Annotated in this window: 20 protein-coding genes; 3 read left to right on the top strand and 17 right to left on the bottom strand. The window is 63.8% G+C overall.

Annotated features, from left to right (window positions below; translation table 11 throughout):
- Nucleotides 1-54: 54 nt before the first annotated feature.
- The 17 genes from AWB66_RS06115 to AWB66_RS06035 all read right to left on the bottom strand — a co-directional run bounded on the left by AWB66_RS06115 (nucleotide 55) and on the right by AWB66_RS06035 (nucleotide 21,535).
- Complete coding sequence (locus AWB66_RS06115; RefSeq protein ID WP_087629364.1) at nucleotides 55-1,254, bottom strand: acetyl-CoA C-acyltransferase; 1,200 nt, start codon at nucleotides 1,252-1,254, stop codon at nucleotides 55-57.
- A 23-nt stretch (nucleotides 1,255-1,277) separates the two neighbouring features.
- The gene (locus AWB66_RS06110; protein WP_087629363.1) at nucleotides 1,278-3,713 is read right to left on the bottom strand and encodes a 3-hydroxyacyl-CoA dehydrogenase/enoyl-CoA hydratase family protein; all 2,436 of its coding nucleotides are present in this window, start codon (nucleotides 3,711-3,713) and stop codon (nucleotides 1,278-1,280) included.
- Between the two features lie 102 nt (nucleotides 3,714-3,815).
- Nucleotides 3,816-5,603 (bottom strand): acyl-CoA dehydrogenase C-terminal domain-containing protein, encoded by a 1,788-nt coding sequence (locus AWB66_RS06105; protein WP_087629362.1) that lies wholly within the window; start codon nucleotides 5,601-5,603, stop codon nucleotides 3,816-3,818.
- 65 nt (nucleotides 5,604-5,668) lie between these two features.
- The gene (locus AWB66_RS06100) at nucleotides 5,669-6,304 is read right to left on the bottom strand and encodes a TetR/AcrR family transcriptional regulator (RefSeq protein ID WP_087629361.1); all 636 of its coding nucleotides are present in this window, start codon (nucleotides 6,302-6,304) and stop codon (nucleotides 5,669-5,671) included.
- Between the two features lie 215 nt (nucleotides 6,305-6,519).
- Entirely contained in the window at nucleotides 6,520-7,812 is a 1,293-nt protein-coding gene (gene clsB, locus AWB66_RS06095; protein WP_087629360.1) for a cardiolipin synthase ClsB, read from the bottom strand.
- Nucleotides 7,812-8,294 carry a dihydroneopterin triphosphate diphosphatase gene (gene nudB / locus AWB66_RS06090; protein ID WP_087629359.1) on the bottom strand — a complete coding sequence of 161 codons (483 nt, stop codon included), beginning with the start codon at nucleotides 8,292-8,294 and terminating at the stop codon, nucleotides 7,812-7,814. The genes clsB and nudB overlap by 1 nt, the downstream gene beginning before the upstream one ends.
- Nucleotides 8,295-8,394: 100 nt before the next feature.
- Nucleotides 8,395-10,197: an aspartate--tRNA ligase gene (gene aspS, locus AWB66_RS06085; RefSeq protein ID WP_087629358.1), complete on the bottom strand. Its 1,803-nt coding sequence runs from the start codon at nucleotides 10,195-10,197 to the stop codon at nucleotides 8,395-8,397.
- A 77-nt stretch (nucleotides 10,198-10,274) separates the two neighbouring features.
- Nucleotides 10,275-10,934: a DUF502 domain-containing protein gene (locus tag AWB66_RS06080; RefSeq protein ID WP_087629357.1), complete on the bottom strand. Its 660-nt coding sequence runs from the start codon at nucleotides 10,932-10,934 to the stop codon at nucleotides 10,275-10,277.
- Between the two features lie 127 nt (nucleotides 10,935-11,061).
- Entirely contained in the window at nucleotides 11,062-11,433 is a 372-nt protein-coding gene (locus AWB66_RS06075; RefSeq protein ID WP_087629356.1) for an FmdB family zinc ribbon protein, read from the bottom strand.
- Between the two features lie 185 nt (nucleotides 11,434-11,618).
- Nucleotides 11,619-12,230 carry a methyltransferase domain-containing protein gene (locus AWB66_RS06070; RefSeq protein ID WP_087629355.1) on the bottom strand — a complete coding sequence of 204 codons (612 nt, stop codon included), beginning with the start codon at nucleotides 12,228-12,230 and terminating at the stop codon, nucleotides 11,619-11,621.
- Nucleotides 12,231-12,233: 3 nt separating this feature from the next.
- Nucleotides 12,234-13,814, bottom strand: a complete 1,581-nt coding sequence (ubiB, locus tag AWB66_RS06065; protein ID WP_087629354.1) for a ubiquinone biosynthesis regulatory protein kinase UbiB — start codon at nucleotides 13,812-13,814, stop codon at nucleotides 12,234-12,236.
- Between the two features lie 29 nt (nucleotides 13,815-13,843).
- Nucleotides 13,844-14,545 (bottom strand): ubiquinone biosynthesis accessory factor UbiJ, encoded by a 702-nt coding sequence (locus AWB66_RS06060; protein ID WP_087629353.1) that lies wholly within the window; start codon nucleotides 14,543-14,545, stop codon nucleotides 13,844-13,846.
- 136 nt (nucleotides 14,546-14,681) lie between these two features.
- Nucleotides 14,682-15,686, bottom strand: a complete 1,005-nt coding sequence (locus AWB66_RS06055; protein ID WP_087629352.1) for a Tim44 domain-containing protein — start codon at nucleotides 15,684-15,686, stop codon at nucleotides 14,682-14,684.
- A gap of 28 nt (nucleotides 15,687-15,714) precedes the next feature.
- Nucleotides 15,715-16,446 carry a bifunctional demethylmenaquinone methyltransferase/2-methoxy-6-polyprenyl-1,4-benzoquinol methylase UbiE gene (ubiE, locus tag AWB66_RS06050; protein WP_087629351.1) on the bottom strand — a complete coding sequence of 244 codons (732 nt, stop codon included), beginning with the start codon at nucleotides 16,444-16,446 and terminating at the stop codon, nucleotides 15,715-15,717.
- A 90-nt stretch (nucleotides 16,447-16,536) separates the two neighbouring features.
- A complete protein-coding gene (locus AWB66_RS06045; RefSeq protein ID WP_087629350.1) occupies nucleotides 16,537-16,950 on the bottom strand; it encodes a gamma-butyrobetaine hydroxylase family protein in 414 nt (137 codons plus the stop codon).
- 22 nt (nucleotides 16,951-16,972) lie between these two features.
- A complete protein-coding gene (locus AWB66_RS06040) occupies nucleotides 16,973-17,407 on the bottom strand; it encodes an HIT family protein (RefSeq protein ID WP_087629349.1) in 435 nt (144 codons plus the stop codon).
- A 36-nt stretch (nucleotides 17,408-17,443) separates the two neighbouring features.
- Entirely contained in the window at nucleotides 17,444-21,535 is a 4,092-nt protein-coding gene (locus tag AWB66_RS06035; RefSeq protein ID WP_087629348.1) for an FAD/FMN-binding oxidoreductase, read from the bottom strand.
- A 508-nt stretch (nucleotides 21,536-22,043) separates the two neighbouring features.
- Between AWB66_RS06035 and ilvA the strand changes: the two genes are divergently transcribed.
- From ilvA to queF, 3 genes are read left to right on the top strand one after another with little or no spacing between them, the layout of a single operon-like run.
- Nucleotides 22,044-23,567 carry a threonine ammonia-lyase, biosynthetic gene (gene ilvA, locus AWB66_RS06030; protein WP_087629347.1) on the top strand — a complete coding sequence of 508 codons (1,524 nt, stop codon included), beginning with the start codon at nucleotides 22,044-22,046 and terminating at the stop codon, nucleotides 23,565-23,567.
- Nucleotides 23,568-23,571: 4 nt separating this feature from the next.
- Nucleotides 23,572-24,474 (top strand): 5'-nucleotidase, encoded by a 903-nt coding sequence (locus AWB66_RS06025; protein WP_087629346.1) that lies wholly within the window; start codon nucleotides 23,572-23,574, stop codon nucleotides 24,472-24,474.
- Nucleotides 24,471-25,295 (top strand): NADPH-dependent 7-cyano-7-deazaguanine reductase QueF, encoded by an 825-nt coding sequence (gene queF, locus AWB66_RS06020; RefSeq protein ID WP_087629345.1) that lies wholly within the window; start codon nucleotides 24,471-24,473, stop codon nucleotides 25,293-25,295. The genes AWB66_RS06025 and queF overlap by 4 nt, the downstream gene beginning before the upstream one ends.
- Nucleotides 25,296-25,340 lie beyond the last annotated feature (45 nt).

Below are 25,340 nucleotides of genomic sequence, written 5' to 3'. Positions count from 1 at the left end.
GGTTCGCGAGCGCCTGCTCACGAACCGCCATTCAAGTCATGTCGACGGCAAGCGTTACAAACGCTCGATGATGCCCGCCGCACCCATGCCGGTGCCGACGCACATCGTCACCATGCCGTACTTCAGATTGCGGCGGCGCAGGCCGTGCACGACCGTCGCCGCGCGAATCGCGCCCGTCGCGCCGAGCGGATGGCCGAGCGCGATCGCGCCGCCGAGCGGATTGATCTTCGACGGATCGAGCCCGAGGTCCTGCGTGACGGCGAGTGCCTGGGCCGCGAACGCCTCGTTCAGTTCGATCCAGTCGATGTCGTCCTGCCTGAGACCGGCGGCCTTCAACGCGGCCGGAATCGCTTCCTTCGGACCAATGCCCATGATCTCCGGCGGCACGCCGCGCACGGCGAAGCTCACGAAGCGCGCAAGCGGCGTGAGGTTGAACTGCTTCAAGATTTTCTCCGACACGACGATCAGCGCGCCCGCACCGTCGGACGTCTGCGAGCTGTTGCCCGCCGTCACCGAACCCTTGTTCGCGAACACCGTGCGCAGTTTCGCGAGACCTTCCATCGACGTGTCGGCGCGCGGGCCTTCGTCGAGCCGGATCTCGCGCGCGTTCACACGGACCTCGCCGGTCGCGAGGTCGGGGAAGCGCTCGTTGAGCATGAACGCGGCGATTTCATCGTTGAATTCGCCCGACTGTTGCGCGGCCAGCGCCTTGCGATGCGACTCGACCGCGAACGCGTCCTGCGCCTCGCGGCTGATCTTCCAGCGCTCGGCGACCTTCTCCGCGGTCAGGCCCATGCCATAGGCGATGCCGACGTTCTCGTCGCGATCGAAGATGTGCGGCGACAGCGACGGCTTGTTGCCCATCATCGGCACCATGCTCATGGATTCGCAGCCGCCCGCGATCATCACGTCCGATTCGCCGACGCGAATCCGGTCCGCCGCCATCGCGAGCGCGGTCACGCCCGATGCGCAGAAGCGGTTCACCGTCACGCCGCCGACCGTGTTCGGCAGGCCCGCGAGCAGCGCACCCATGCGCGCCACGTTCAGGCCCTGCTCCGCTTCGGGAATCGCGCAACCGATGATCGCGTCTTCGATCAGCGACGTATCCAGCCCCGGCACCTGCGCCACGGCCGAGCGGATCGCGTGAACGAGCAGTTCGTCCGGGCGCGTGTTCTTGAAGACGCCGCGCGGCGCACGGCCGATCGGCGTGCGGCTCGCGGCGACGATGTATGCGTCCTGCAGTTGTTTGGTCATATCCGACTCCAGTATGTGCGCGCTCAGTTGCGAACCGGCTTGCCGGTCTGCAACATGCCCATGATCCGTTCCTGCGTCTTTGGCGTGCCGAGCAAGTCGACGAACGCCTGACGTTCGAGTCTCAGGAGCCACTCTTCGTCGACGAGACTGCCCGCTTCGACATCGCCGCCGCACACGGCTTCCGCGATGCGGCTCGCGATCAGGAAATCGTGCTCGCTGATGAAGCGGCCATCGCGCATGTTGACGAGCGACGCCTTGATCGTCGAGATGGCCGAGCGGCCCGCGACCGGGATCTGCTTCGCGCGCAGCGGCGGACGATAGCCCGATGCGCTCAGCGCGCGCGCTTCCTTCTTCGCGATGTCGAGCAGTTCGTGCACGTTGAAGACGATCGTGTCCGACGGCTTCAGATAGCCCATCGCGCGGGCATCGAGTGCGGAAGTCGAGACCTTCGCCATCGCCGCGTTCTCGAACGGCTTCTGGAGGAATTTCAAAAGATCGCTGGTCGCGTTGACGGCGCTGGCCGCTTCCGCCGCGCGCAACGCGGCTTCTTTCAGCCCGCCGCCCGCCGGCACGAGACCGACGCCCACTTCCACGAGCCCGATATAGCTTTCGATGTGCGCAACGCGCTTGGCCGAATGCAGCACGAGTTCGCAGCCGCCGCCGAGCGCGATGCCCGACACCGCCGCCACGACCGGCACGCTCGCGTACTTCACGCGCAGCATGCCCTGCTGGAACTTCTTGACGAACGGTTCGATGCCTTTCGCGCCGCCCATCATGAACGCGGGCATCGCTTCTTCGAGATTCGCGCCCGCCGAGAACGCGCCGCCCGGGTTGCCGAGCTTGAGCGATGTCGGCTGCCAGATCACCACGCCCTTGTAGTCCTTCTCGGCGAGTTCGATCGCCTGCGTGATGCCGTCGATCACCGACGGTCCGATCGTGTTCATCTTGCTCTTGAACGACACGATCACGACGTCGTCCTCACCTGCACGATCATCGACCCACGCGCGCACGGCTTCGGTTTCGAAGAGCGTCTTGCCGTAGGTTTTCGGATCGGCGCCCGTTTCGCCCGCGAGCGGCGCGCGGAACACCTGCTTGCCGTAGACCGGCAGATTCGAGCGCGGCACGAACTTGCACGCCTCGGGTGACCACGAGCCTTCCGTCGTATGCACGCCGCCCTTCTCCGCGACCGGACCGTCGAAGACCCACGACGGCAGCGGCGCGTTCGACAGCGCCTTGCCCGCGTCGATGTCTTCCTGCACCCACATCGCGATCTGCTGCCAGCCGGCCGACTGCCAGCCTTCGAACGGACCTTCGTTCCAGCCGAAGCCCCAGCGGATCGCGAGATCGACGTCGCGCGCGTTATCGGCGATCGATTCCAGATGCACGCCGATGTAGTGGAACACGTCGCGGAAGATCGCCCAGAGGAACTGCGCCTGTGGGTGCTCGGATTCGCGCAAGAGCTTCAGGCGCTCAGGCGCGGGACGCTTCAGGATGCGGCCGATGAGTTCGTCGGCTGTCGCGCCGCCATCGACGTAGCCGCCCGACTTCGGATCGAGCACCTTGATCGTCTTGCCTTCCTTCTTGTAGAAGCCCGCGCCGGTCTTTTGTCCGAGCGCGCCCTGCTTCACCAGTCCGGCGAGCACGGCAGGCGTTTCGTAGACCGGGAAGAACGGATCGTCGGCGAGATTGTCCTGCATCGTCTTGATGACGTGCGCCATCGTGTCGAGGCCGACCACGTCCGCCGTGCGGAACGTCGCCGACTTCGCGCGACCGAGACGCGCGCCCGTGAGATCGTCGACTTCGTCGAAACGCAGGCCGAACTTCTGCGCTTCCGCGATCACCGCGAGAATCGAGAAGATGCCGACGCGGTTCGCGATGAAATTCGGCGTGTCCTTCGCGCGCACGACGCCCTTGCCGACGACGCTCGTCAGGAACGTTTCCAGTTGATCGAGAATCTCGGGACGCGTCGATGCGGTCGGAATCAGTTCGACCAGATGCATGTAGCGCGGCGGATTGAAGAAGTGCACGCCGCAGAAGCGTGCCTTCAGTTCGTCGGAGAAGCCGTTCGACAGTTCGTTGATCGACAGCCCCGACGTGTTGGTCGCGAAGATCGCGCGCTCGCCAATATACGGCGACACCTTCTTGTACAGATCGTGCTTCCAGTCCATGCGCTCGGCGATCGCTTCGATCACGAGATCGCATTCCTTCAGCTTCTCGATGTCGTCGTCGTAGTTCGCGGGCTCGATGTACTGCGCGTCTTCCTTCACGCCGAACGGCGCGGGCGACAACTTCTTCAGGTTTTCGATTGCCTTGATCGCGATGCCGCTTTTCGCGCCTTCCTTCGCGGGCAGGTCGAACAGCAGGACCGGCACCCGCGCGTTCACGAGGTGCGCGGCGATCTGCGCGCCCATCACGCCGGCGCCGAGCACGGCCACCTTGGCGATATTCAGATTGCTCACGTTTTATCTCCGGGAGTATTCATTCGATGCGCTTCGTCAGAAGCGGCTTGAGAGACCGGCGCGCCGCAACGCTTAAAGCCGCGGCGCGCTCGCGAAAGGCGTTTAGAACAACGCCTCGTCGTAGTCCATCAGCGTCTTCGACCCGGCGCGCGCGGCGCGGATCGTCGATGCCGTTTCGGGCAGCAGCTTCGCGAAGTAGAACCGCGCGGTCGCGAGCTTCGCCGTGTAGAACGGGTCGCCTTCGGCTTCTTTGTCGAGCGCGACGCGCGCCATGCGCGCCCAGAAGTACGAGAAGACCAGATGCCCGACCGTGCGCAGATACGGCACGGAAGCAGCGCCGACTTCGTCGGGGTTCTGCATCGCCTTCATGCCGATTTCCATCGTCAGCTTCTGCACCTTGTCGCCGATGTCCGCGAGCGGGTTGACGAACTCCTGCATCTCCGGCTTCACGCCTTCCTCTTCGACGAACGCCGTGACGAGCTGGCCGAACTTCTTCAGCTTCGCGCCCATGTCGCCGAGAATCTTGCGGCCGAGCAGATCGAGCGCCTGAATCGAGTTCGTGCCTTCGTAGATCATGTTGATGCGCGCGTCGCGCACGTACTGCTCCATGCCCCACTCGCTGATAAAGCCGTGGCCGCCGTAGATCTGCATCCCCATGTTCGTGCCTTCGAACGCGTTGTCGGTCAGGAAGGCCTTGATGACCGGCGTCAGCAGCGCGACGAAGTCGGCGGAATCGCGGCGCACGGATTCATCCGCGTGCGATAGCTCCTTGTCGATGTTGAGCGCCGCCCAGTACGTGAACGCCCGGCCCGCTTCGGCGTATGCCTTTTGCGTGAGCAGCATGCGGCGCACGTCCGGATGCACGATGATCGGATCGGCGGCTTTCTCCGGCGCCTTCGGGCCAGTCAGCGAGCGCATCTGCAGGCGCTCCTTCGCGTAGACGAGCGAGTTCTGATACGCGACTTCCGTGAGCCCAAGCCCCTGCATCCCGACGCCCAGACGCGCCGCGTTCATCATCACGAACATGGCGTTGAGCCCCTTGTTCGCCTCGCCGACGAGCCAGCCCTTCGCGTTGTCGAGATTGATGACGCAGGTCGAGTTGCCGTGGATGCCCATCTTGTGCTCGATCGAGCCGCACTTCACGCCATTGCGCTCACCGGGCTCGCCCGCATCGGTCGGGACGAACTTCGGCACGATGAAAAGCGAGATGCCCTTGGTGCCGATCGGCGCGCCGGACAGGCGCGCGAGCACGAGGTGAACGATGTTGTCGGCGAGATCGTGTTCGCCGCTGGAGATGAAGATCTTCGTGCCGCTGATCGAGTAGGAGCCGTCGCTGTTCGGCTCGGCCTTCGTGCGCAGCATGCCGAGGTCCGTTCCGCAATGCGGTTCGGTCAGGCACATCGTGCCGGTCCAGACGCCGGAGACGAGTTTCGGCAGATAGACCGTCTTCTGCCCGGGCGTGCCGTGCGCGTGCAGGCACTCGTAGGCCCCGTGCGAAAGGCCGGGATACATCGTCCACGCCTGATTCGCGGAATTCAGCATCTCGTACATCGCGTTGTTCACGAACGCGGGCAGGCCCTGGCCGCCGAATTCGGGATCGCAACCGAGCGCGGGCCAGCCCGCCTCGACGTACTGTCGATATGCCTCCTTGAAGCCCGCCGGCGTGCGCACGACGCCATCGCCTTCGTAGGTGCAGCCTTCGCGGTCGCCGCTCTGGTTGAGCGGAAAAATGACTTCGGAGCAGAACTTGCCGGCTTCTTCGAGCACCTGATTGATGGTGTCGGCGTCGAGGTCGGCATGCTTCGGCATGTTCTTGAGTTCGGCTTCGACATTAAGCACTTCGTGCAATACGAACTGCATATCGCGCAGCGGTGCGGCGTACTGTCCCATGAGTTTCTCCAGATGTTCAATCTTGGTGCCGGGCGCCGCCGCCGAATTCCGCTCGATCGACTTCGCTAACGGCTGTTGCTTTCGCTGTTGCTTTCGGTTTTGTGTTCGCTCTTGCTTTGATACGAAACGATCGTTTTTTCCAGCGCGTCCCGCGTCAGTTGCACGGCGTCCGGCAGGTGCAGGAAGCGCGCGTCGTGATGCAGTCCGAGCGTGAAGCTGTACAGTTCGAAGAGCATCAGCGCCGGATCGGTCTCCGGCTTCAGGTGCCCTTCGTCTTTCGCCTGCTGAATCGCACGCACGAGCGCCTCGCGCCACATCGTCACGCTATGGACGAGTTGCTCGCGCACTGCGCTCGCCGCGCGGTCGTCGTACTCGACCGCGCCGCTGATGTAAATGCAGCCCGTGGTCACTTCCTGGATGCGTCGCTCCATCCAGCGATTCATCATCGATCTCAGACGCGGCAGGCCGCGCCCTTCACGCAGACTCGGGAAAAACACTTCGTCCTCGAAACGGCGGTGGTATTCGCGCACCACTTCCACCTGCAGATCCTCGCGCGAGCCGAAATGCGCGAACACCCCGCTCTTGCTCATCTGCATTCGCTCGGCGAGCAGACCGATGGTCAGCCCTTCGAGCCCGTCGCGGCTCGCGAGGTCCAGTGCTGCATCGAGAATCGCGACTCGTGTCTGTTCGCCTTTTCGCATGATGTCTCTACCGTTCTTATGTGACCGATTAAAAATCGAACGGCCGTACTATTATTGTAGTCGGCCGTTCGTGAAACAAGCAATTTTTTAGAAACCCATGTCTAACCGCCGAGTGATGGTCAATAGGAATCAGCGTAAATCTTGTGCGCGCTCATTGTCCCTTTTAAATCACCGCCTGCCTGTTAGTGCGTGCCCGGGTTCCCAATTCGTGGGAATCAGTCGTATTGGCCGATTGTGAGCAGCTTCATCATCATTCGATAGGTGTTATAGGCGAGCCAGCTCAAGATGCGTTCGCCGATCGGCCGCGCGGCATAGCGTTTTTCGTCGATGCGGCGGCCTTCGTCGAAGGCCGCGAGGATCTTGTCGCGCAGCTCGGCGATCTCTTCGTGATGGACGAGCACCATGTTCGCCTCGTTGTTGAGCACAAGACTAAGCGCGTCGAGGTTCGACGAGCCGACCGTTCCCCACGCGGAATCGACGACCGCGACCTTGCCGTGCAGCATCGTTTTCTCGTATTCAGCAATCCGCACGCCGTGCTTGAGGAGGTTGTCGTAGAGGAAGGGAGTGGCGTAATCGAGCGCGACGAATTCCTTTCGGCCGATCACCAGATTCACGCGCACGCCACGCCGCGACGCGTGCACGAGCGCCCGACGCAGCTTGCGTCCCGGCATGAAGTAGGGATTGGCGAGCAGCACTTCGTGCTCGGCACGCGCGATCGCGCGCAGGTAGGCCTTTTCGATCGCGCGCCGGTTCAGCAGGTTGTCGCGCGCGACGAAGGCGACGCACGGCTGGTCGACCGCGTGAATCTCGCCGAGCCGCGCACGACGCTTCGCGCGCGCGGCCCGCCGCGCCGCGCCGCGCGCGACGGTCGGCTGACCGTTTTCGCCGGATTGCGGATCGCAGCCCGGCTGACGCGGCTGGCTCGGCTTGACGCCGAGCCGGATGCGCTGCCATTGCAGGTCGAAGGCTTCGCGCACGTCGGCGACGACCGGGCCCTTGGTTTCCAGCGCGAAATCCCAGCGCGGCGATTCGAGGCGCACGCCGTCCTGGTCGAAATCGTCGACGATATTGATGCCGCCGCAAAACGCATGCGTTTCGTCGATGACGGCGAGCTTTCGATGCGTGCGCGAAAAACCGAGCGGCCCGAACAGATGCGGGTTGTAAATGCGATGCTCGACGTTCGCCTCGTCCCATGCCGTGAACATCGGCAGGTTCTTCGCGGTGCCGATGCCATCCGTGATCACACGCACGCGCACACCGCGCTTGGCCGCCCGGACGAGGGCTTCGGAGACGGCGCGGCCGGTGTCGTCGTTGGCGAAGATGTAGGTTTCGAGCGCGACGTCGCGTTGAGCGCTGTCGATGCGTTCGAGCAGCGCCGGAAAAAATTCGACGCCGCTTTTCAACAGCCGCACCTCGTTGCCGACCGTAAAGCAGAGCCGCGGCGGCCGGCGGCCAGAGAAGAGCGCCGCCCTCAGGCGCGTGAACCGGCGCCTCGGGCCGAATCCCATCATCGGCTGTGCGCCGCGAGGCGCTCGGGCAACTGCAAAATCGCCTCGCGATTCGACCACGAGAAGCAACGATCGGCCGCCTCGCGAAACGGCAGCCACAGGTGAGACGTGTGCTCGCGCGGCGCGAGCGTGATTTCGAGGCAATGCGGCACGAGCAGGCTGAACTGATGCTCAGTGTTGCGCGTCACGCCCTCGGCGTAGCGATGCCGCCATTGCGGATAGATGTCGTACTGGATTTCGTGATGCCAGTCGACGAGGCACCGCTCGGGCACGAGTTCGCTGCCGATCACGATGCCGGTTTCTTCGGCCACTTCGCGCGCGGCCGTTTCGGCGAACGGCTCGTCGATGCGGTCCTTCGAGCCCGTCACCGATTGCCAGAAGCCCTTGTGATCGGCGCGTTCGATGATGAGGACGTCGAGTTCCGGCGTATGGATCACGACGAGAACGGATTCGGGGATTTTCGGCGGCTTGTTGTTGAGCATGTTGACGGCGCGCGCATATTTTGCGATACGGCCAACGACTGTAACTCAAAAAATGAAAAAGGCGCCATCGGCGCCTTTTTCATGGGTGTGACACGAGACCTTACTGAACCTTCGGCTCCGGCTGACGCAAGCGGATATGCAGCTCGCGCAACTGACGCTCGTCGACTTCGCTCGGCGCCTGCGTGAGCAGACACTGCGCGCGCTGCGTCTTCGGGAACGCGATCACGTCGCGGATCGAATCGGCGCCGGCCATCATCGTGACGATGCGGTCCAGACCGAACGCGATCCCGCCGTGCGGCGGCGCGCCGTATTGCAGGGCGTCGAGCAGGAAGCCGAACTTCAGGCGCGCTTCCTCGGCGTTGATCTTCAGCGCGCGGAACACCTTGCTCTGCACGTCTTCCTGATGGATACGCACCGAACCGCCGCCGATTTCCCAGCCGTTCAGCACCATGTCGTACGCCTTCGCGAGACAGCGGCCCGGATCGGTTTCCAGATATTCGAGGTGCTCGTCCTTCGGGCTCGTGAACGGATGGTGCGCGGCCACGTAGCGGTTTTCTTCCTCGTCGTACTCGAACATCGGGAAGTCGATCACCCACAGCGGCTTCCAGCCGGTTTCCAGCAGGCCGTTCGCCTTGCCGAATTCCGAATGACCGATCTTCAGACGCAGCGCGCCCAGACTGTCGTTCACGACCTTCGCGCGGTCGGCGGCGAAGAACACGATGTCGCCGTTCTGCGCGCCGGTGCGCTCCATGATCGCGGCGATCGCGGCGTCGTGCAGGTTCTTCACGATCGGGCTTTGCAGGCCGTCACGGCCCTTCGTCACGTCGTTGACCTTGATCCACGCGAGGCCCTTCGCGCCGTAGATGCGCACGAATTCCGTGTAGCCGTCGATGTCGCCGCGCGAGAGTTCGCCGCCCTTCGGCACGCGCAGCGCCGCCACGCGGCCGTCCTTCGAGTTCGCCGGCATGCTGAACACCTTGAAGTCGACGTCGCGCACGGCGTCGGTCAGATCGGCGAATTCGAGCTTCACGCGCAGGTCCGGCTTGTCCGAACCGAAGCGGCGCATCGCTTCCGAATAGAGCATCACCGGGAATTTCTCGGCGAGCGACACGTTCATCGTTTCCTTGAACACGTGACGGATCATCGCTTCGAACAGATCGCGGATTTCCTGCTCGTTCAGGAACGACGTTTCGCAGTCGATCTGCGTGAATTCCGGCTGACGGTCGGCGCGCAGGTCTTCGTCGCGGAAGCACTTGACGATCTGGTAGTAGCGATCGAAGTTCGCGACCATCAAGAGCTGCTTGAACAGCTGCGGCGACTGCGGCAGCGCGAAGAACTGGCCGGCGTTCACACGCGAGGGCACCAGATAATCGCGCGCGCCTTCCGGCGTGCTCTTGGTGAGCATCGGCGTTTCGATGTCGATGAAGCCTTGCGCGTCGAGATACTTGCGCACTTCCATCGCGACGCGATAGCGCAGACGCAGGTTCTGCTGCATCTGCGGGCGGCGCAGGTCGAGCACGCGATGCGTGAGGCGCGTGGTTTCCGAGAGGTTGTCGTCGTCGAGCTGGAACGGCGGCGTGACCGACGCGTTCAGCACGGTCAGTTCGTGGCACAGCACTTCGATCTTGCCGCTCGTGAGGCCGGCGTTCGCCGTGCCTTCCGGACGGCTGCGCACGACGCCCTTCACCTGCACGCAAAATTCGTTGCGCACGCCCTCGGCGACCTTGAACATGTCGGCGCGATCCGGATCGCAAACGACCTGGACGAGGCCTTCGCGATCGCGCAGGTCGATGAAGATAACGCCGCCGTGATCGCGGCGGCGGTGTACCCAGCCGCACAGCGAGACGGTTTGGCCCAGGAGGGCTTCGGTCACCAGACCGCAGTATTCAGATCGCATCGACATGATGTTGTGTCTTTCGTTGTTTCATTAATCAACGGCGCGCGCGCGAACATGATGGCGTTTCGCGGCGCGTGCCGGCATTACAGCGGCGGCTCGGTGGGGCGGCGCGCGGGGGCCACCGGCGCGGGTGGCGCGTTCGGCGCCACCACACCCATCGAGACGATGTACTTCAGAGCGGCATCGACGGTCATGTCGAGCTCGATCACTTCGCTTTTCGGCACCATCAGGAAGAAGCCGGAAGTGGGATTCGGCGTTGTCGGCACGTAGACGCTGACGTGCTCTTCCTTCAGATGGTTCACGACGTCGCCGCCGGGAATGCCGGTCAGGAAGCCGATGGTGTACGAACCCTTGCGCGGATACTCGATCAGGAGCGCCTTGCGAAACGCGTTGCCGCTGCTGGAGAGGAGCGTGTCCGACACCTGCTTGACGCTGGTATAGAGCGGGCCGACCACGGGAATATGGCGCACGACCACGTCCCACCATCCGACGAGCTTCTGTCCGATGAAATTCTGCGTCAGCAGACCGACGATGAAAATGAACGCGAGCGTCAGCACGGCGCCCAGGCCCGGCAAATGGAAGCCGAAGAGCCGCTCCGGCTGCCATGCCAGTGGCAAAAGCAGAAGCGTCTGGTCCATGGTCCCGATCACGAGCCCCAGCACCCACAAGGTGATGGCGAGCGGCACCAGCACGAGCAGGCCGGTGAGGAACACGGATTTCAACGTAGTCTTTTTGGTCGTCATTGACACAGCCGGAAGGCCGCCCCGCGATGAGGCACGGTTTGGCAGGTTTGCCGCCCCGGTGGATTCGAAAGCGGTGGGCGGTCGTCTTCTTGCGTGAGTGTGGACAGATCGGCGACGGCCCTGCGCCTTACGCGGCGCCGGACGATGCGGACGTGCCCGTCGAGGCGGCAGGAGCGCTGCCCGACGAGGACGACTCCGTCGGAGCGCTCGCGGCGGCGGCCGGTTTCGAGCCGGAATCGGCGGTGGCGCTGTCGGACTTCGGAGCCTCGGCGCCGGCATTCTCCGTCGCCGCCGGGGCGGATTTGCCGCCGTTGTTGCCGCCGCGGAAATCCGTGACATACCAGCCGGAGCCCTTCAGCTGGAAGCCGGCAGCAGTCACCTGCTTGGCAAAGGTGTCTTTCCCGCATTCGGGACATTGGGTGAGCGGCGCGTCGCTCAGCTTACGGAGGATGTCTTTTCCGAAGCCGCAGGACTCGCAGCGGTACGCGTAGATCGGCATGGCACTGTTCCTACATTAATCTGTCGGCGCTTGCAAAGCCTTGAATTATAGCCGCAAACCATTTTCGACCCGCGATTTTCAGGGCGCCGGGGCGTGCGGGGGGATTCTTAAATGCGGTCCGATCGACCGTAATTCAAGCTCGACGCGGGGCGAAAAGCGCGGAGAAAACCGCCGAGCGGTCGAAGTCAGGCGCGCCGGCGCCACGTCAGCCAGCGCTCGCGCCCGGCGAACACGGCAATGGAGTCCGTCACTTCGTGGTCCTCGACGAGCTCGAAGTGCGGGGTCAGCCAAGCATCGAGCGCGTCGCGTTCGATGCCGAACGGCGGGCCTTTCGGCGTCGTGCCGAGAAAGAAAAAGCCGGCGAGCAGCGCCCCCGGCCGCAGCAGCGCGGCCATGCGCGCGGCGTAGTCGGGCCAGCGCTCGGGCGGCAGCGCGCAAAAAAACGCGCGCTCGTAGACCCAGTCGACGGGAAACGGCGGCTGGTACGCGAAGAAATCCGCTTGTTCGACGACCTCCGCGTGGTCCTTGAGCTGGACCCGCGCCGCCGCGACCGCGCTCGGCGAGAAATCGATCGCGCGGACCGGCCAGCCCGCCTCCGCGAGCAGCGATGCCTCGTAGGCACTGCCGCAACCGGGAATCAGAACATTGCAGCGCGCGCGCCCGGTGACGAACGCCCGGAACGCGTGAGGCACGCCCGCCTGGTCCCACGGCGTGTAGTGCTGGTCGAAGCGTTCGTCCCAGAATTCGGGCGAATTGGGATCGCGCGACTCGAACGACGGTGCGGCAGGATCGCTCATGGGTCAGCCTCCGTAAGCGTAGCTCAGCCAGAACTGCGCGAGGACCGCGCCCGCGCCCACCGCTAGCCCGAAGATCAGGAGCGCCTGGAGGAGCCGGTTCGTCCGCTTCTGCTCGACGAGAATCGTGCGCATCAGTTCGTCGTTGCCGGCGACGCCCGGCAATTCGTGGCGCTCCGCGAGCAGATGATGGATCAGCCGCGGCAGTTGCGGCAGCGTCTTGCTCCACTGCGGCGCTTCCATTTGCAGCCGCTCATACCAGCCGCGCCAGCCGATCTGCTCGTTCATCCAGCGTTCGAGATACGGTTTCGCGGTCTTCCACAGGTCGAGTTCAGGATCGAGCGAGCGGCCGAGCCCTTCCACGTTGAGCATCGTCTTTTGCAGCAGCACGAGTTGCGGCTGGATTTCGACGTTAAAGCGCCGCGACGTCGAAAAGAGGCGCAACAGCACCTGACCGAGCGAAATATCCTTCAGCGCCCGATCGAAATACGGTTCGCAGACCGCGCGAATCGCGCTTTCCAGTTCCTCGACGCGCGTATTGGACGGCACCCAGCCCGACTCCAGATGCAGCGTCGCGACCCGGTGATAGTCGCGCTTGAAGAACGCGAGAAAATTCTGCGCCAGATAATTCTTATCGAAGTCCGACAGCGCGCCGACGATCCCGAAATCGAGCGCGATATAACGCCCGAAATGCGCGGGGTCGAGGCTCACCTGAATGTTGCCGGGGTGCATGTCGGCGTGGAAAAAGCCGTCTCGGAAAACTTGCGTGAAGAAAATCTCGACGCCTTCGCGCGCGAGCTTCGGAATGTCGACGCCCGCCGCGCGCAGCGTCTGTACCTGGCTGATCGGCACGCCGATCATCCGCTCCATCACGAGCACGGTGGGCGCGGAATAGTCCCAGTACATCTCGGGCACGAGCAACAGATCGAGCCCCGCGAAATTGCGGCGCAACTGGCTGCCGTTCGCGGCCTCGCGCATCAGATCGAGTTCGTCGTGCAGGTATTTGTCGAATTCCGCGACCACCTCGCGCGGCTTCAGGCGCCGTCCGTCGGCCCAGAGACGCTCCGCCCAGATCGCGATGTCGCGCAAGAGCGCGAGGTCGGAATCGATCACCGGGAGCATGCCCGGGCGCAGCACCTTCACCGCGACGTCCTTGCCGGCGTGCACGCCCGTGCGAATCTTCGCGAAGTGCACCTGCGCAATCGACGCGCTCGCAATTGGCACGCGTTCGAAGTCGTCGAAGAGCACGTCGATCGGATTACCGAGCGATTTCTCGATGATCGAGATCGCCACCGCCGAATCGAATGGCGGCACCTGATCCTGAAGCTTCGCGAGTTCATCGGCGATATCGACCGGCAGCAGGTCGCGGCGCGTCGAGAGCACCTGGCCGAACTTCACGAAAATCGGCCCGAGGCTTTCCAGCGCGAGCCGCAGACGAATGCCGCGCTGGACGTCGAACTTGCGGCCGAACGTGGTGATGCGCATGAGAAAGCGCACGCGACGATCGTCGATGCCGCTCATCACCAGTTCGTCCAGACCGAAGCGGACAATCGTGAAGAAAATCTTGAGGAAACGCAGAAAACGCATGGTCAGCCCGTTAGCCCTTTATTGGCTCTTTAGTTGCGCGTGCCGCGCGGAAGTGCGGCGGCGCCGGGCGCGGAAGCGCCGCGGGCTTCGGCTGCGGATTGCGCGCGCTCGAGCCGCTCGATGCGCTTTTCGACGCGCGCCAGCGCATCGCGGGCGCGCGACAGGTCGGCGTTGAACGTGTCGAGCGCGCTGCGGCGCACGAGCTGCGGCTTTTCATCGAGCAGGTATTCGGCGACCGTATCCAGCACGTTGCGACCGGTCCGAAGCGCCTGCTCGTGAACCGTGCGCACGACCGCGCCGATGCGGTACGCGGGCGCATCGCCGATCACGCGCGCGAGGTCCTCTTCCGGCTCCCAGCGCAAATGCTCGGCGAGCTTCGCGATGGTCGTCGCGAATTCCGCATCGCCTTCGATCCTGACGTGCTTCATCACGGCCGCCTGGCCGCCCTGCACGAAGGCCGGCAGCGCGTCGGGCGGCACCGAGATGGTGACGTCGAAGAGCGGCGCCTGCGTTTCGTCGATACCGGCGATCAGCCCGTCCGGCTGCACCACGAGCGACAGCGCGAAAGGCGGCGAGGCGAGCCGGGCGGTCTTGCCGGCGTAGGGCTTGAAGCGCTCACGAGCCCACGACTCACGGGCGAGCAGATGATTGACAGCGGCCGCGAACGCTTTCGATGCGGTCTTGACGGCGGGACTTGCGGGAAAACGGGCGGATTCGTCTGCGTTCGTCATCGGCTATGAGATGAAAAAACCCGCGCAAGCGGTAGCTCGCGCGGGTTCCTATTCTACCTTCGTACCTTCGCAACCGGCTGGCCGCCGGACGCGCATTCCGCGCATCGGCCATCCAGCCGATGCACCGGAAACGTCGTCAGTTGACTTGCTGGATGCCGGCCAGCAGCCAGCCTTCGTTGCCCGCCTTCTGCTTCGACAGGTTCCAGATCTCGACGAACGGCTCCGCCGACGCACCTTCCGACTCGCGGATCAGCCCGTGGAAACGCACGCTCGCCAGATACTCCGAGCCGCGATCCTCGACGCCGAGCAGGTCGCCGTTCAACTGCACGACGTCCGTGCGATTCGGCTTGCCGTTACGCGCGTCGATGTCGAGCTTCACTTCGGCGAACATCTCGGGCGTCGTGAATTCGCGGATGTCGTTCACGTTGCCGCGGTCCCAGGCGTCCTGCAGGCGCACGAAGTAGACCTTCGCGTTGCGCATGAAGGCGTCGGTGTCGAAGCCCGCCGGAACGGTGACGGCCGGCGCGACGTCCGTCGTGCTCGCCGCGCTTTGCGGGATATAGCCGCCCGACGACGGCGCGCTGTAGCCCGGCTCCTGGTTCAGCGTCGTGCGCGCGGAGCCGCCGAACGGCGAGGAACCCGCGCCTGCGCCCGCATTGGCGTACGCAGGCGTGTTGCCCGCGGCGCGCTTTCGCATGATGAAGCGGAACAGCATGACGGCGGCCATCACGATCAACGCGATGATGATCATGTTCGCCATCGCGCCGGCGAACGCTTCGCCGAGCCCGAAGTGCGACAGCAACGCGGCGATACCAAGACCCGCGGCCAGACCGGCGATCGGACCGAGCCAGCGGTTGCGCGCCGGCTGCGCGGCAGCGGCACCCGGCGCGGCTGCGGGCGCGCGCTGGGCCTGTGCAGCCTGGCCCTGCTGCATCGACTGGGAAGGCGGCGTCGCCTGATGCTGCTGCGTGGCCGTGGCGGACTGACGGCCCATGCTGCGGCCGCCGCCCATGCGCGCAGCTTCCGCATCGTCGGTGATGATGGCGCCGGCCATGATTACGCCAGCCAGCGCCAGAAGCCCGGCTTTCCTGAAAAGCGTCTTCAGGAAACCCCGAGACTGGGGTGAGCGCGAATCGGACATTTCGAATCCTTTAAGAAAGAGTGGAACACTAGAATTTGGTCCCGACGTGTAACGCTACCACGCCACCTGACAAATTGTAATATTCGACTCGATCCAGGCCCGCTTGTTCCATCATCGTCTTTAAAGTTTTCTGGTCGGGATGCATGCGGATAGATTCCGCTAAATAGCGGTAACTATCGGCATCTTTCGCGAATTTGTCGCCAAGCCAAGGCAAAACCTTGAAGCTATAGACATCGTAGGCTTTTTTCAGCGGGTGCCATACCTTGGAAAACTCTAATACGAGCAGACGCCCGCCCGGCTTCAAAACCCGTCGCATCTCGGCCAGTGCACCCTCTTTGTGCGTCATATTACGAAGACCAAACGCGACCGTCACCACATCGAAATAATTGTTCGGGAACGGAATTTTCTCCGCGTCGCAGAGCAGCGCGGGGGTGATGACGCCCTTGTTGAGCAGCCGATCGCGCCCGACGCGCAGCATCGATTCGTTGATGTCCGTGTGCCACACCTCGCCCGACGGCCCCGCCTGCTTGGCGAACGCCATCGCCAGATCGCCCGTCCCGCCTGCGAGGTCGAGCACCTTGTAGCCCGGGCGAACTTTCGCCTGGCCGATCGTGAAGAACTTCCACACGCGATGCAGCCCGCCCGACATCAGGTCGTTCATCAGGTCGTAGTTGCTTGCGACGGAGTGAAAAACGCCCGCCACCTTTTTTGCTTTTTCCTGTTCGTCGACCGTTTCGAAACCGAAGTGGGTCTTGCTCATCGCGCTCGTCCTCGCCTGTTATTCGTTGTATGCCCGCGCCCGGAGCGCCGGCTGATGCGGCAAAACGCCGCGCTGTTCCGATGACCGGTGTCAGTGACAGTGGCCGCCCGACGCCTTCGCCGCCGTCATCGGCGCATCGCGATCGACGCCTGCCGCTTCCAGTTTGGCGAAATACGCGCGCCAGAGTTCATCCTGGCGCGCGGCCAGGTCGTACAGGATGTCCCAGGAATAAATTCCGGTGTTATGACCGTCGGAAAAGCTCAGTTGCAGTGCGTAATGGCCGACCGGCTCGACGCTGATCACCGTGACGTCGCGCTTGCCCGTCTGCAGCGTTTCCTGGCCGGGGCCGTGTCCCTGCACTTCCGCCGAAGGCGAATACACGCGCAGCAGTTCGAAAGGAACGCGATAGTTCTCACCGTTCGCGTACTGAAGTTCGAGCGCGCGCGATTTGGAATGGACGACGACGCCGCTCGGGATCGGCGTCTCTCGGGTAAGTCCGCTCATGATGAGCCTTGATGGTTGGGGTTCAGTTCTGGCCGAACGCGTGGTCCAGTTCGATGCGCACTGCCTCGCGCAAGAGCGTGGCTTGCGCGCGCCATTTCGACAGTTGCGCCTCGGGCACCGAGCGCTGGCGCGGTGCCCAAATCGGCAGCGGAAAACGTGAATCGTTCGAGCGGCGCGGAATGACGTGCCAGTGAACGTGCGGAACCTGGTTGCCGAGGCTCGCCAGATTCACCTTCGCGGGCGACAGAACGCGCCGCATCGCGCGCTCGACGCCGTTCACGGCCGTCATGACCCGCAGGCGCGCCTGATCGGAGAGATCGGACATCTCGGCGACGTGCGAATTCCAGATCACGCGGATAAGGCCCGGCCAGTCGGGCTCGTCGGCGAGGACGACACGCAGCGTGTCGTCCGACCATAAAACCTCGCCGCCGTCTTCACGGCAAAACACACAGTCCATCGTCAACCTCTAGCGAAACAATCCTCGATTTCGCTATTACACCAGCACGCGCTCGATACCGCCATCGTTCGCGCGCTCGACGTAATCGGCCATCCAGTTCTCGCCGAGCACCTTGCGCGCGATTTCGACGACGATGTAATCCGCCTCGATGTCCGCGTCCTCGTTAAAGCGCGAGAGACCTTGCAGGCAGGACGGGCAGCTCGTCAGGATCTTGACGTCGGTTCCGCTCGATTGCGGGCCGTCGCCGGCCTTCAGCACCGAACCGGGCGCAGCACCCGCCGAACCGGCCGACGCGTTCGCTGGGTTGATCGCGTTCGCGCCCGCCTCGGCGACGAGCGGAATATCGCGCAACTTCGCCGCGCCCTTCCGAATCTCCTCTTCCTTGCGGAAACGAACCTGTGTCGAAATGTCCGGACGCGTGACCGCGAGCGTGCCCGATTCGCCGCAGCAGCGATCGTTCTTCTCGATCTTGTAGCCGTCGTTCTTCGAGCCCATCAGTTCGTTCACGAGCTTGACCGGGTCCATCGTCTTGATCGGCGAGTGGCACGGGTCGTGATACATGTAGCGCGTGCCCTTCACGCCTTCCAGCCGAATGTTCTTTTCGAGCAGGAATTCGTGGATGTCGATGATCCGGCAGCCCGGGAAGATCTTCTCGAATTCGTAGCCCGCGAGCTGGTCGTAGCAGGTGCCGCACGATACGACGACCGTCTTGATGTCGAGATAGTTCAGCGTGTTCGCGACGCGATGGAACAGCACGCGATTGTCCGTCACGATCTTCTCGGCCTTGTCGTACTGGCCCGAGCCGCGCTGCGGATAGCCGCAGCAGAGATAACCCGGCGGCAGCACGGTCTGCACGCCCGCTTCCCAGAGCATCGCCTGCGTCGCGAGGCCGACCTGCGAGAACAGGCGCTCCGAGCCGCAGCCGGGGAAATAGAACACCGCTTCCGTATCGACGGTGGTCGTCTTCGGATTGCGGATGATCGGCACGATCTTGTTGTCTTCGATGTCGAGCAGCGCGCGCGCCGTCTTCTTCGGCAGATTGCCGGGCATCTTCTTGTTCATGAAGTGGATCACCTGCGTGACCACCGGCGGCTTGCCGACCGTCGCGGGCGGTTTCGCCGTCTGCTTCTTCGTGAACTTCTTCAGCATGTCGTTGCCGAGGCGCTGCGCCTTGTAGCCGACGCCCATCATCGCGGTGCGCGCGAGGTTGATCGTCTGCGGGTTGGTCGCGTTCAGGAAGAACATGCCGGCCGCGTTGCCCGCATTGAACTTCTTCTTGCCCATCTTGCGCAGGAGGTTGCGCATGTTCATCGTGACATCGCCGAAGTCGATCTTCACCGGGCACGGCGTCACGCATTTGTGACAGACGGTGCAGTGATCGGCGACGTCGTTGAAATCGTCCCAATGCTTGATCGACACGCCGCGGCGCGTCTGCTCTTCGTACAGGAACGCCTCGACCAGAAGCGAGGTCGCGAGAATCTTGTTGCGCGGGCTGTAGAGCAGGTTCGCGCGCGGCACGTGCGTCGCGCAGACCGGCTTGCACTTGCCGCAGCGCAGGCAGTCCTTGATCGAATCCGAGATCGCGCCGATGTCGCTCTGCTGCATGATGAGCGATTCGTAGCCCATCAGACCGAAGCTCGGCGTGTACGCATTGCGCAGATCGGCGCCCGCGAGCAGCTTGCCCGCGTTGAAGCGTCCGTTCGGATCGACGCGCTGCTTGTACGCGCGGAATTCGCCGATTTCGTCTTCCGTCAGGAATTCCAGCTTCGTGATGCCGATGCCGTGCTCGCCGGAAATCACGCCGTCGAGGGAGCGCGCGAGTTTCATGATGCGCGCGACCGCGTGATGCGCGTCCTGCAGCATCTCGTAGTTGTCGGAGTTGACCGGGATGTTCGTGTGGACGTTGCCGTCGCCCGCGTGCATGTGCAGCGCGACGAACACGCGGCCGCGCAGCACCTGCTTGTGGATGTTCTGCGCTTCGTCGAGGATCGGCTTGAATTCGCCGCCGTTGAAGATCTGCCGCAGTTCGGCGCGGATTTCCTGCTTCCACGAGACGCGCACCGTGCGGTCCTGCGCGACGTTGAACACAGTCGCGCCCCCTTGCGCATCGACGCGGTCCGCGAGCTTTTCCGCGAGCGCCTCGTAGCCGAGCCCGACCATATAGTGCTGCGCCTCGCGCAGCGGCATGTCGAGTTTTTCGCCGACGAACGTCCAGCGCGCCTTCACGCGCTTGAGCAAATCGAGCGCCTGTTGCACGCGATCTTCGAGCAGTTCGGCGCTCGGGATTTCGTTCGCGTCGTCACTTTTGCCGAGCGGCAGCTTGCCGGTGCGGAAAAACGCGTCGAGCGCGTCGACGAGTTGCAGCTTGTTCTTGATCGACAGCTCGATGTTGATGCGCTCGATGCCGTCCGTGTATTCGCCCATGCGGTTGAGCGGAATCACGACGTCTTCGTTGATCTTGAACGCGTTCGTGTGCTTCGCGATCGCGGCCGTGCGCGAGCGGTCGAGCCAGAAGCGCTTCCTCGCCTCCGCATTCACCGCGACGAAACCTTCGCCGCTCTTGCCGTTCGCCATGCGCACGACTTCGGAGGTCGCGCTCGCGACCGCATCGGCATCGTCGCCGACGATGTCGCCGATCAGCACCATCTTCGGAAACGCGTTGCGCTTGCTCTTGGTCGCGTAGCCGACCGCGCGCAGATAGCGCTCGTCGAGATGTTCGAGGCCGGCGAGGACCGCGCCGCCCTGCTTCGACGTTTCGAACAGATAATCCTTGATCTCGACGATGCTCGGAATCGCGTCGCGCGCCTGGCCGAAGAATTCGAGGCAGACGGTGCGCGTGTGCGCCGGCATCTTGTGCAGAATCCAGCGCGCGGACGTGATGAGGCCGTCGCAGCCTTCCTTCTGCACGCCCGGCAGGCCGGACAGGAACTTGTCGGTCACGTCCTTGCCGAGCCCTTCCTTGCGGAACGTGCGCCCCGCGATGTCGAGCGCTTCGGTGCGGATCCGCTTTTCGCCCGGCGCGCGCGTGCCGTCGAACCAGTCGAGCCTGAAGCGCGCCACTTCGATGTCGTGGATCTTGCCGAGGTTATGGTCGAGCCGCGTGACTTCGAGCCAGTTGCCTTCCGGATCGACCATGCGCCACCAGGCGAGGTTGTCGAGCGCCGTGCCCCACAGCACGGCCTTCTTGCCGCCCGCATTCATCGCGACATTGCCGCCGACGCAGGACGCATCGAGCGAAGTCGGATCGACGGCGAACACGAAGCCCGCCTGCTCCGCCGCTTCGGTCACGCGCCGCGTGACGACGCCCGCGCCGGAAAAAATCGTCGCGACGCGGCGATCGACGCCGGGCAAATCCGTCATCTCGACCGGCCCGAGCTGTTCGAGCTTTTCCGTGTTGATGACCGCCGAGAACGGCGTGAGCGGAATCGCGCCGCCGGTGTAGCCGGTGCCGCCGCCGCGCGGAATCACGGTCAGTCCGAGCTCGAAGCACGCCTTGATGAGCCCCGCGATCTCTTCTTCCGTATCCGGCGTCAAGACGACGAACGGATATTCGACGCGCCAGTCGGTCGCATCGGTGACGTGCGAGACGCGCGAGAGGCCGTCGAACTTGATGTTGTCCTTCTGCGTGCATTTGCCGAGCACCTTCGACGCTTTCCGGCGCAGCTCCGCCATGCGGCCGAACTCGTCGGCGAAGTCGTCGACGGCGCGGCGCGCGGCCGACACCAGCGTTTCGACGCGCGCGGCGCGGTCGTGGCCGGCGGTGTCGCTGTTTTCGGAGAGATCGTCCCGGCGACGCTTCTCGATTTCATGCAGCCGATGGTTCAGCGCCTCGACGAGCAGCGCACGGCGCTTCGGGTTATCGAGCAGGTCGTCCTGCAGATACGGATTGCGGCGCACGACCCAGATGTCGCCGAGCACTTCGTACAGCATGCGCGCCGAGCGGCCGGTGCGGCGTTCGAGGCGCAACACGTCGAGCGCGGCCCAGGCTTCGTCGCCGAGGAGCCGCATGACGATTTCGCGATCGGAAAACGACGTGTAGTTATAGGGAATTTCGCGCAGGCGCGGTTCGGCGTCCAGCGCGACAGCGGCGGCGGCGCCCTTCGGGTCGAAGGCTTGGGGTGCGTTCATATTCGGCGGTTCGGTAGGCCGGCACATGCGCCAAGAGAAGCGCAATGCCCGACGATGCGCGTGGGGGCGCAAATTTTCGAGGAAGACTTGATTTTGGGAAGGCGGCCGGTCATTCGATTGTTAAGCGGCTCATCAACTGTTTGACGCCTTCGAGGTGCCCGGAATCAGCGCCACGATCGCGCGTGACGCGCATGCCGCTCGGCCGCGGGATGGCACTCGCGCGGGGCATGCGTAAACGATTCGATCCGAGGCTGCCGTTGCATCTTCCGATCCTGATTCGAAAAGACAATTCTAACCCATCGCGAATATCGCCGTTCGCGGCGGCTAGCGCGCCGAAGGGGCATTTGCCAGCGCGTTTTCGCCGGATTTCCGACGTTTTGCGCCGATGCTATTGGCGACCGACCGGTCGGTGAAAGCCGTTCCCGGCCGATCCGGAAGAGGTTGGCGCTATCATTGATGTTTTCGCTCTCAAAAATGGCGCGCAGTCGCAATGCGCGACTCACCCGGCATGGCACACCCCGATTACCTGAAGAAAGTTTTGACCGCCCGCGTCTACGACGTCGCGCGGGAAAGCGAACTCGAACCCGCGCGCAATCTGTCGGTGCGGCTTTCGAACCCGGTTTTCCTCAAGCGCGAGGACAACCAGCCGGTGTTCTCGTTCAAGATTCGCGGCGCGTACAACAAGATGGCGCAGCTTCCCGCCGATGTGCTCGCGCGCGGCGTGATCACGGCGTCGGCGGGGAATCACGCGCAGGGCGTCGCGTTTTCGGCGGCGCGGCTCGGCTGCCGCGCGGTGATCGCCATTCCGACGACCACGCCGCAAGTCAAGATCGACGCGGTGCGCGCGCACGGCGGCCCGACGGTCGAAGTGGTGCTGGCGGGCGAATCGTATAGCGACGCCTATGCGCACGCGCTGAAACTCCAGGAAGAACGCGGCTTGACCTTCGTCCATCCGTTCGACGATCCCGACGTGATCGCCGGTCAGGGCACTGTCGCGATGGAAATCCTGCGCCAGCATCAGGGGCCGATCCACGCGATCTTCGTGCCGATCGGCGGCGGCGGGCTGGCTGCCGGCGTCGCGGCTTACGTCAAGGCGGTGCGGCCGGAGATCAAGGTGATCGGCGTGCAGACCGACGATTCGTGCGCGATGGCGCAATCGATCAAGGCGGGCGAGCGCGTCACGCTGTCCGAAGTCGGCCTGTTTTCGGACGGCACGGCGGTAAAACTCGTCGGCGAGGAAACGTTCCGGCTCTGCCGCGAACTGCTCGACGAAGTCATCACCGTGGACACCGACGCGCTCTGCGCCGCGATCAAGGACGTCTTCCAGGACACCCGCAGCGTGCTCGAGCCGGCCGGATCGCTCGCGGTCGCGGGCGCGAAGCTGTATGTGGAACGCGAGGGCGTCGAAGGGAAAACGCTCGTCGCCGTGACGTCCGGCGCGAACATGAATTTCGACCGGATGCGCTTCGTCGCGGAACGCGCCGAAGTCGGTGAAGCGCGCGAGGCCGTGTTCGCCGTGACGATTCCCGAGGAGCGCGGCAGTTTCCGGCGCTTCTGCGAACTCGTTGGCACGCGCAGCGTGACCGAGTTCAACTACCGGATCGCCGATGCGAACGCCGCGCATATCTTCGTCGGCGTGCAGATCAAGACGCGCAGCGAATCGGCGCAGATGATGAACGCGTTCGTCGAGCACGGTTTCGCGACCGTCGATCTCTCGCACGACGAGTTGTCGAAGCAACACATCCGCTACATGGTCGGCGGCCATTCGCCGCTCGCCCGCGACGAACGCCTGTTGCGCTTCGAATTTCCCGAGCGGCCGGGCGCGCTGATGAAATTCCTGTCGTCGATGGCGCCGAACTGGAACATCAGCCTCTTCCACTACCGGAACCAGGGCGCGGATTACAGTTCGATCCTGGTCGGCATTCAGGTGCCGTCGGCGGAAAACGCCGCGTTCGAGCGCTTTCTCGCGACGCTCGGCTATCCGTACTGGGACGAAGGCGCGAACCCGGTCTACAAGCTGTTCCTGGCGTAACGCGATGACGTTCACGCTCGAAGACAAGCTCGTCGTCGCGATTTCATCGCGTGCGCTCTTCGACTTCGAGGAAGAGAACGAAGTCTACGAAGCCGGCGATCTCGCCGAGTACGAAGCGTTGCAGCGCTCGCGGCTGAACGTGCCGGCAAAACCGGGCGTCGCGTTTGCGCTGATCCGCAAGCTGCTCGCGATGAACGTCGGCGCGCAGCACGTCGAAGTGGTGATCTTGTCGCGCAGCGATCCGATCAGCGGCCTGCGCGCGTTCAGTTCCTGCAAGGAACACGGGCTCGCGATCGAGCGCGGCGTGTTCACGCGCGGTCGTGCGCCGTTCGGCTATCTGAGGCCGCTCGGCGCGTCGCTGTTTTTGTCGGCGAATCCGGACGACGTGCGCGCCGCGCTCGACGCCGGTTTTCCCGCCGCACGCGTGCTGCCCGAGACGGCGCGCGCCGCGAGCCAGTATCCTGACGAAATCCGCATCGCGTTCGACGGCGACGCCGTGCTGTTCTCCGACGAAGCGGAGCGCGTGTTCCAGTCGGACGGTTTGCGCGCGTTCGTCGGCCACGAGACGACGAAGAAGGACTCGCCGCTCGCCGGCGGGCCGCTGAAGCCGCTTCTGGCGGCGCTTCACAAGCTGCAGAAAATCGCCGACGACGCCGCGCCGATGCGCATCCGCACCGCGCTCGTCACCGCGCGTTCCGCTCCCGCGCACGAGCGCGCGATCCGGACCCTGATGGCCTGGAACATCGAAATCGACGAAGCGATGTTCCTCGGCGGACTCGACAAGGGCGCATTTTTGCGCGAGTTCGAACCCGACTTTTTCTTCGACGATCAAATGCGCCATTGCGAATCGGCCCGCGTCGTCACCGCGACCGGGCACGTTTTGAGTGGCATATCGAACGCATCATGACACCCGACCAATCTCCGCTCGGCAAGGCCGTCGTCTACACCGAACAGTACGATCCGATGCTGCTGTTCCCGATCGAACGCAAGAGCGCGCGCGATGCCATCGGCATCGGCGCGCGGCTGCCGTTCTTCGGCACGGACATCTGGAACGCGTATGAACTGTCGTGGCTGAACCGGCGCGGCAAGCCGCAGATCGCCGTCGCGACGTTCTTCGTGCCGGCGGATTCGCCGAATATCGTCGAGTCGAAGTCTTTCAAGCTCTATCTCGGATCGTTCGCGCAGACGGCGTTCGATTCCATCGACGACGTGAAGGCGGCGATCAAGCGCGACGTGTCGGCGATTTGCGGCGCGACGGTTTCCGTGCAGCTCGCCGCTCCCGGCGATTTCGGCAAGCTCGCGATGGAAGAATTCGACGGCTTGTCGCTCGACCGGCTCGATCTCGACACCGATGTGTATTCGCCGGACCCTTCGTTATTGACGGCGGTCCACGACGAAGCGCCCGTCGACGAGACGCTGTTTTCGAACCTGCTGAAATCGAATTGCCCGGTGACGGGGCAGCCGGACTGGGGCAGCGTGCAGATCCGCTATTACGGCGGGCAGATCGATCACGCGGGATTGCTGCGGTATATCGTGTCGTTTCGCGAACATACCGGGTTTCATGAGCAATGCGTCGAGCGCATTTTCGTGGACATCATGCGCGAATGCCGGCCGGAACGGCTCGCCGTTTATGCGCGATATACGCGGCGCGGCGGGCTCGACATCAATCCTTTCCGCACCAATTTCAATCTGCCGATGCCGGATAACGCGCGGCTCGCGCGGCAATAATCATTGAAAAAGGCCGCCTTCCATGCGGCCTTTCGTTGCATATCG

This window comes from Caballeronia telluris (genome assembly GCF_001544495.1).
GTDB lineage: Bacteria > Pseudomonadota > Gammaproteobacteria > Burkholderiales > Burkholderiaceae > Caballeronia > Caballeronia telluris.
The sequence above is the reverse complement of the archived record's forward strand: the minus strand, read 5'-3'. Positions and strand labels throughout refer to the sequence as shown.

Excerpts from the sequence above, each read along its gene's own strand:
- AWB66_RS06115 (WP_087629364.1), bottom strand. The coding sequence starts at position 1,254 with ATGACCAAACAACTGCAGGACGCATACATCGTCGCCGCGAGCCGCACG.
- AWB66_RS06105 (WP_087629362.1), bottom strand. The coding sequence starts at position 5,603 with ATGGGACAGTACGCCGCACCGCTGCGCGATATGCAGTTCGTATTGCAC.
- AWB66_RS06100 (WP_087629361.1), bottom strand. The coding sequence starts at position 6,304 with ATGCGAAAAGGCGAACAGACACGAGTCGCGATTCTCGATGCAGCACTG.
- clsB (WP_087629360.1), bottom strand. The coding sequence starts at position 7,812 with ATGGGATTCGGCCCGAGGCGCCGGTTCACGCGCCTGAGGGCGGCGCTC.
- nudB (WP_087629359.1), bottom strand. The coding sequence starts at position 8,294 with ATGCTCAACAACAAGCCGCCGAAAATCCCCGAATCCGTTCTCGTCGTG.
- aspS (WP_087629358.1), bottom strand. The coding sequence starts at position 10,197 with ATGTCGATGCGATCTGAATACTGCGGTCTGGTGACCGAAGCCCTCCTG.
- AWB66_RS06080 (WP_087629357.1), bottom strand. The coding sequence starts at position 10,934 with ATGACGACCAAAAAGACTACGTTGAAATCCGTGTTCCTCACCGGCCTG.
- AWB66_RS06075 (WP_087629356.1), bottom strand. The coding sequence starts at position 11,433 with ATGCCGATCTACGCGTACCGCTGCGAGTCCTGCGGCTTCGGAAAAGAC.
- AWB66_RS06070 (WP_087629355.1), bottom strand. The coding sequence starts at position 12,230 with ATGAGCGATCCTGCCGCACCGTCGTTCGAGTCGCGCGATCCCAATTCG.
- ubiB (WP_087629354.1), bottom strand. The coding sequence starts at position 13,814 with ATGCGTTTTCTGCGTTTCCTCAAGATTTTCTTCACGATTGTCCGCTTC.
- AWB66_RS06060 (WP_087629353.1), bottom strand. The coding sequence starts at position 14,545 with ATGACGAACGCAGACGAATCCGCCCGTTTTCCCGCAAGTCCCGCCGTC.
- AWB66_RS06055 (WP_087629352.1), bottom strand. The coding sequence starts at position 15,686 with ATGTCCGATTCGCGCTCACCCCAGTCTCGGGGTTTCCTGAAGACGCTT.
- ubiE (WP_087629351.1), bottom strand. The coding sequence starts at position 16,446 with ATGAGCAAGACCCACTTCGGTTTCGAAACGGTCGACGAACAGGAAAAA.
- AWB66_RS06045 (WP_087629350.1), bottom strand. The coding sequence starts at position 16,950 with ATGAGCGGACTTACCCGAGAGACGCCGATCCCGAGCGGCGTCGTCGTC.
- AWB66_RS06040 (WP_087629349.1), bottom strand. The coding sequence starts at position 17,407 with ATGGACTGTGTGTTTTGCCGTGAAGACGGCGGCGAGGTTTTATGGTCG.
- AWB66_RS06035 (WP_087629348.1), bottom strand. The coding sequence starts at position 21,535 with ATGAACGCACCCCAAGCCTTCGACCCGAAGGGCGCCGCCGCCGCTGTC.
- ilvA (WP_087629347.1), top strand. The coding sequence starts at position 22,044 with ATGGCACACCCCGATTACCTGAAGAAAGTTTTGACCGCCCGCGTCTAC.
- AWB66_RS06025 (WP_087629346.1), top strand. The coding sequence starts at position 23,572 with ATGACGTTCACGCTCGAAGACAAGCTCGTCGTCGCGATTTCATCGCGT.
- queF (WP_087629345.1), top strand. The coding sequence starts at position 24,471 with ATGACACCCGACCAATCTCCGCTCGGCAAGGCCGTCGTCTACACCGAA.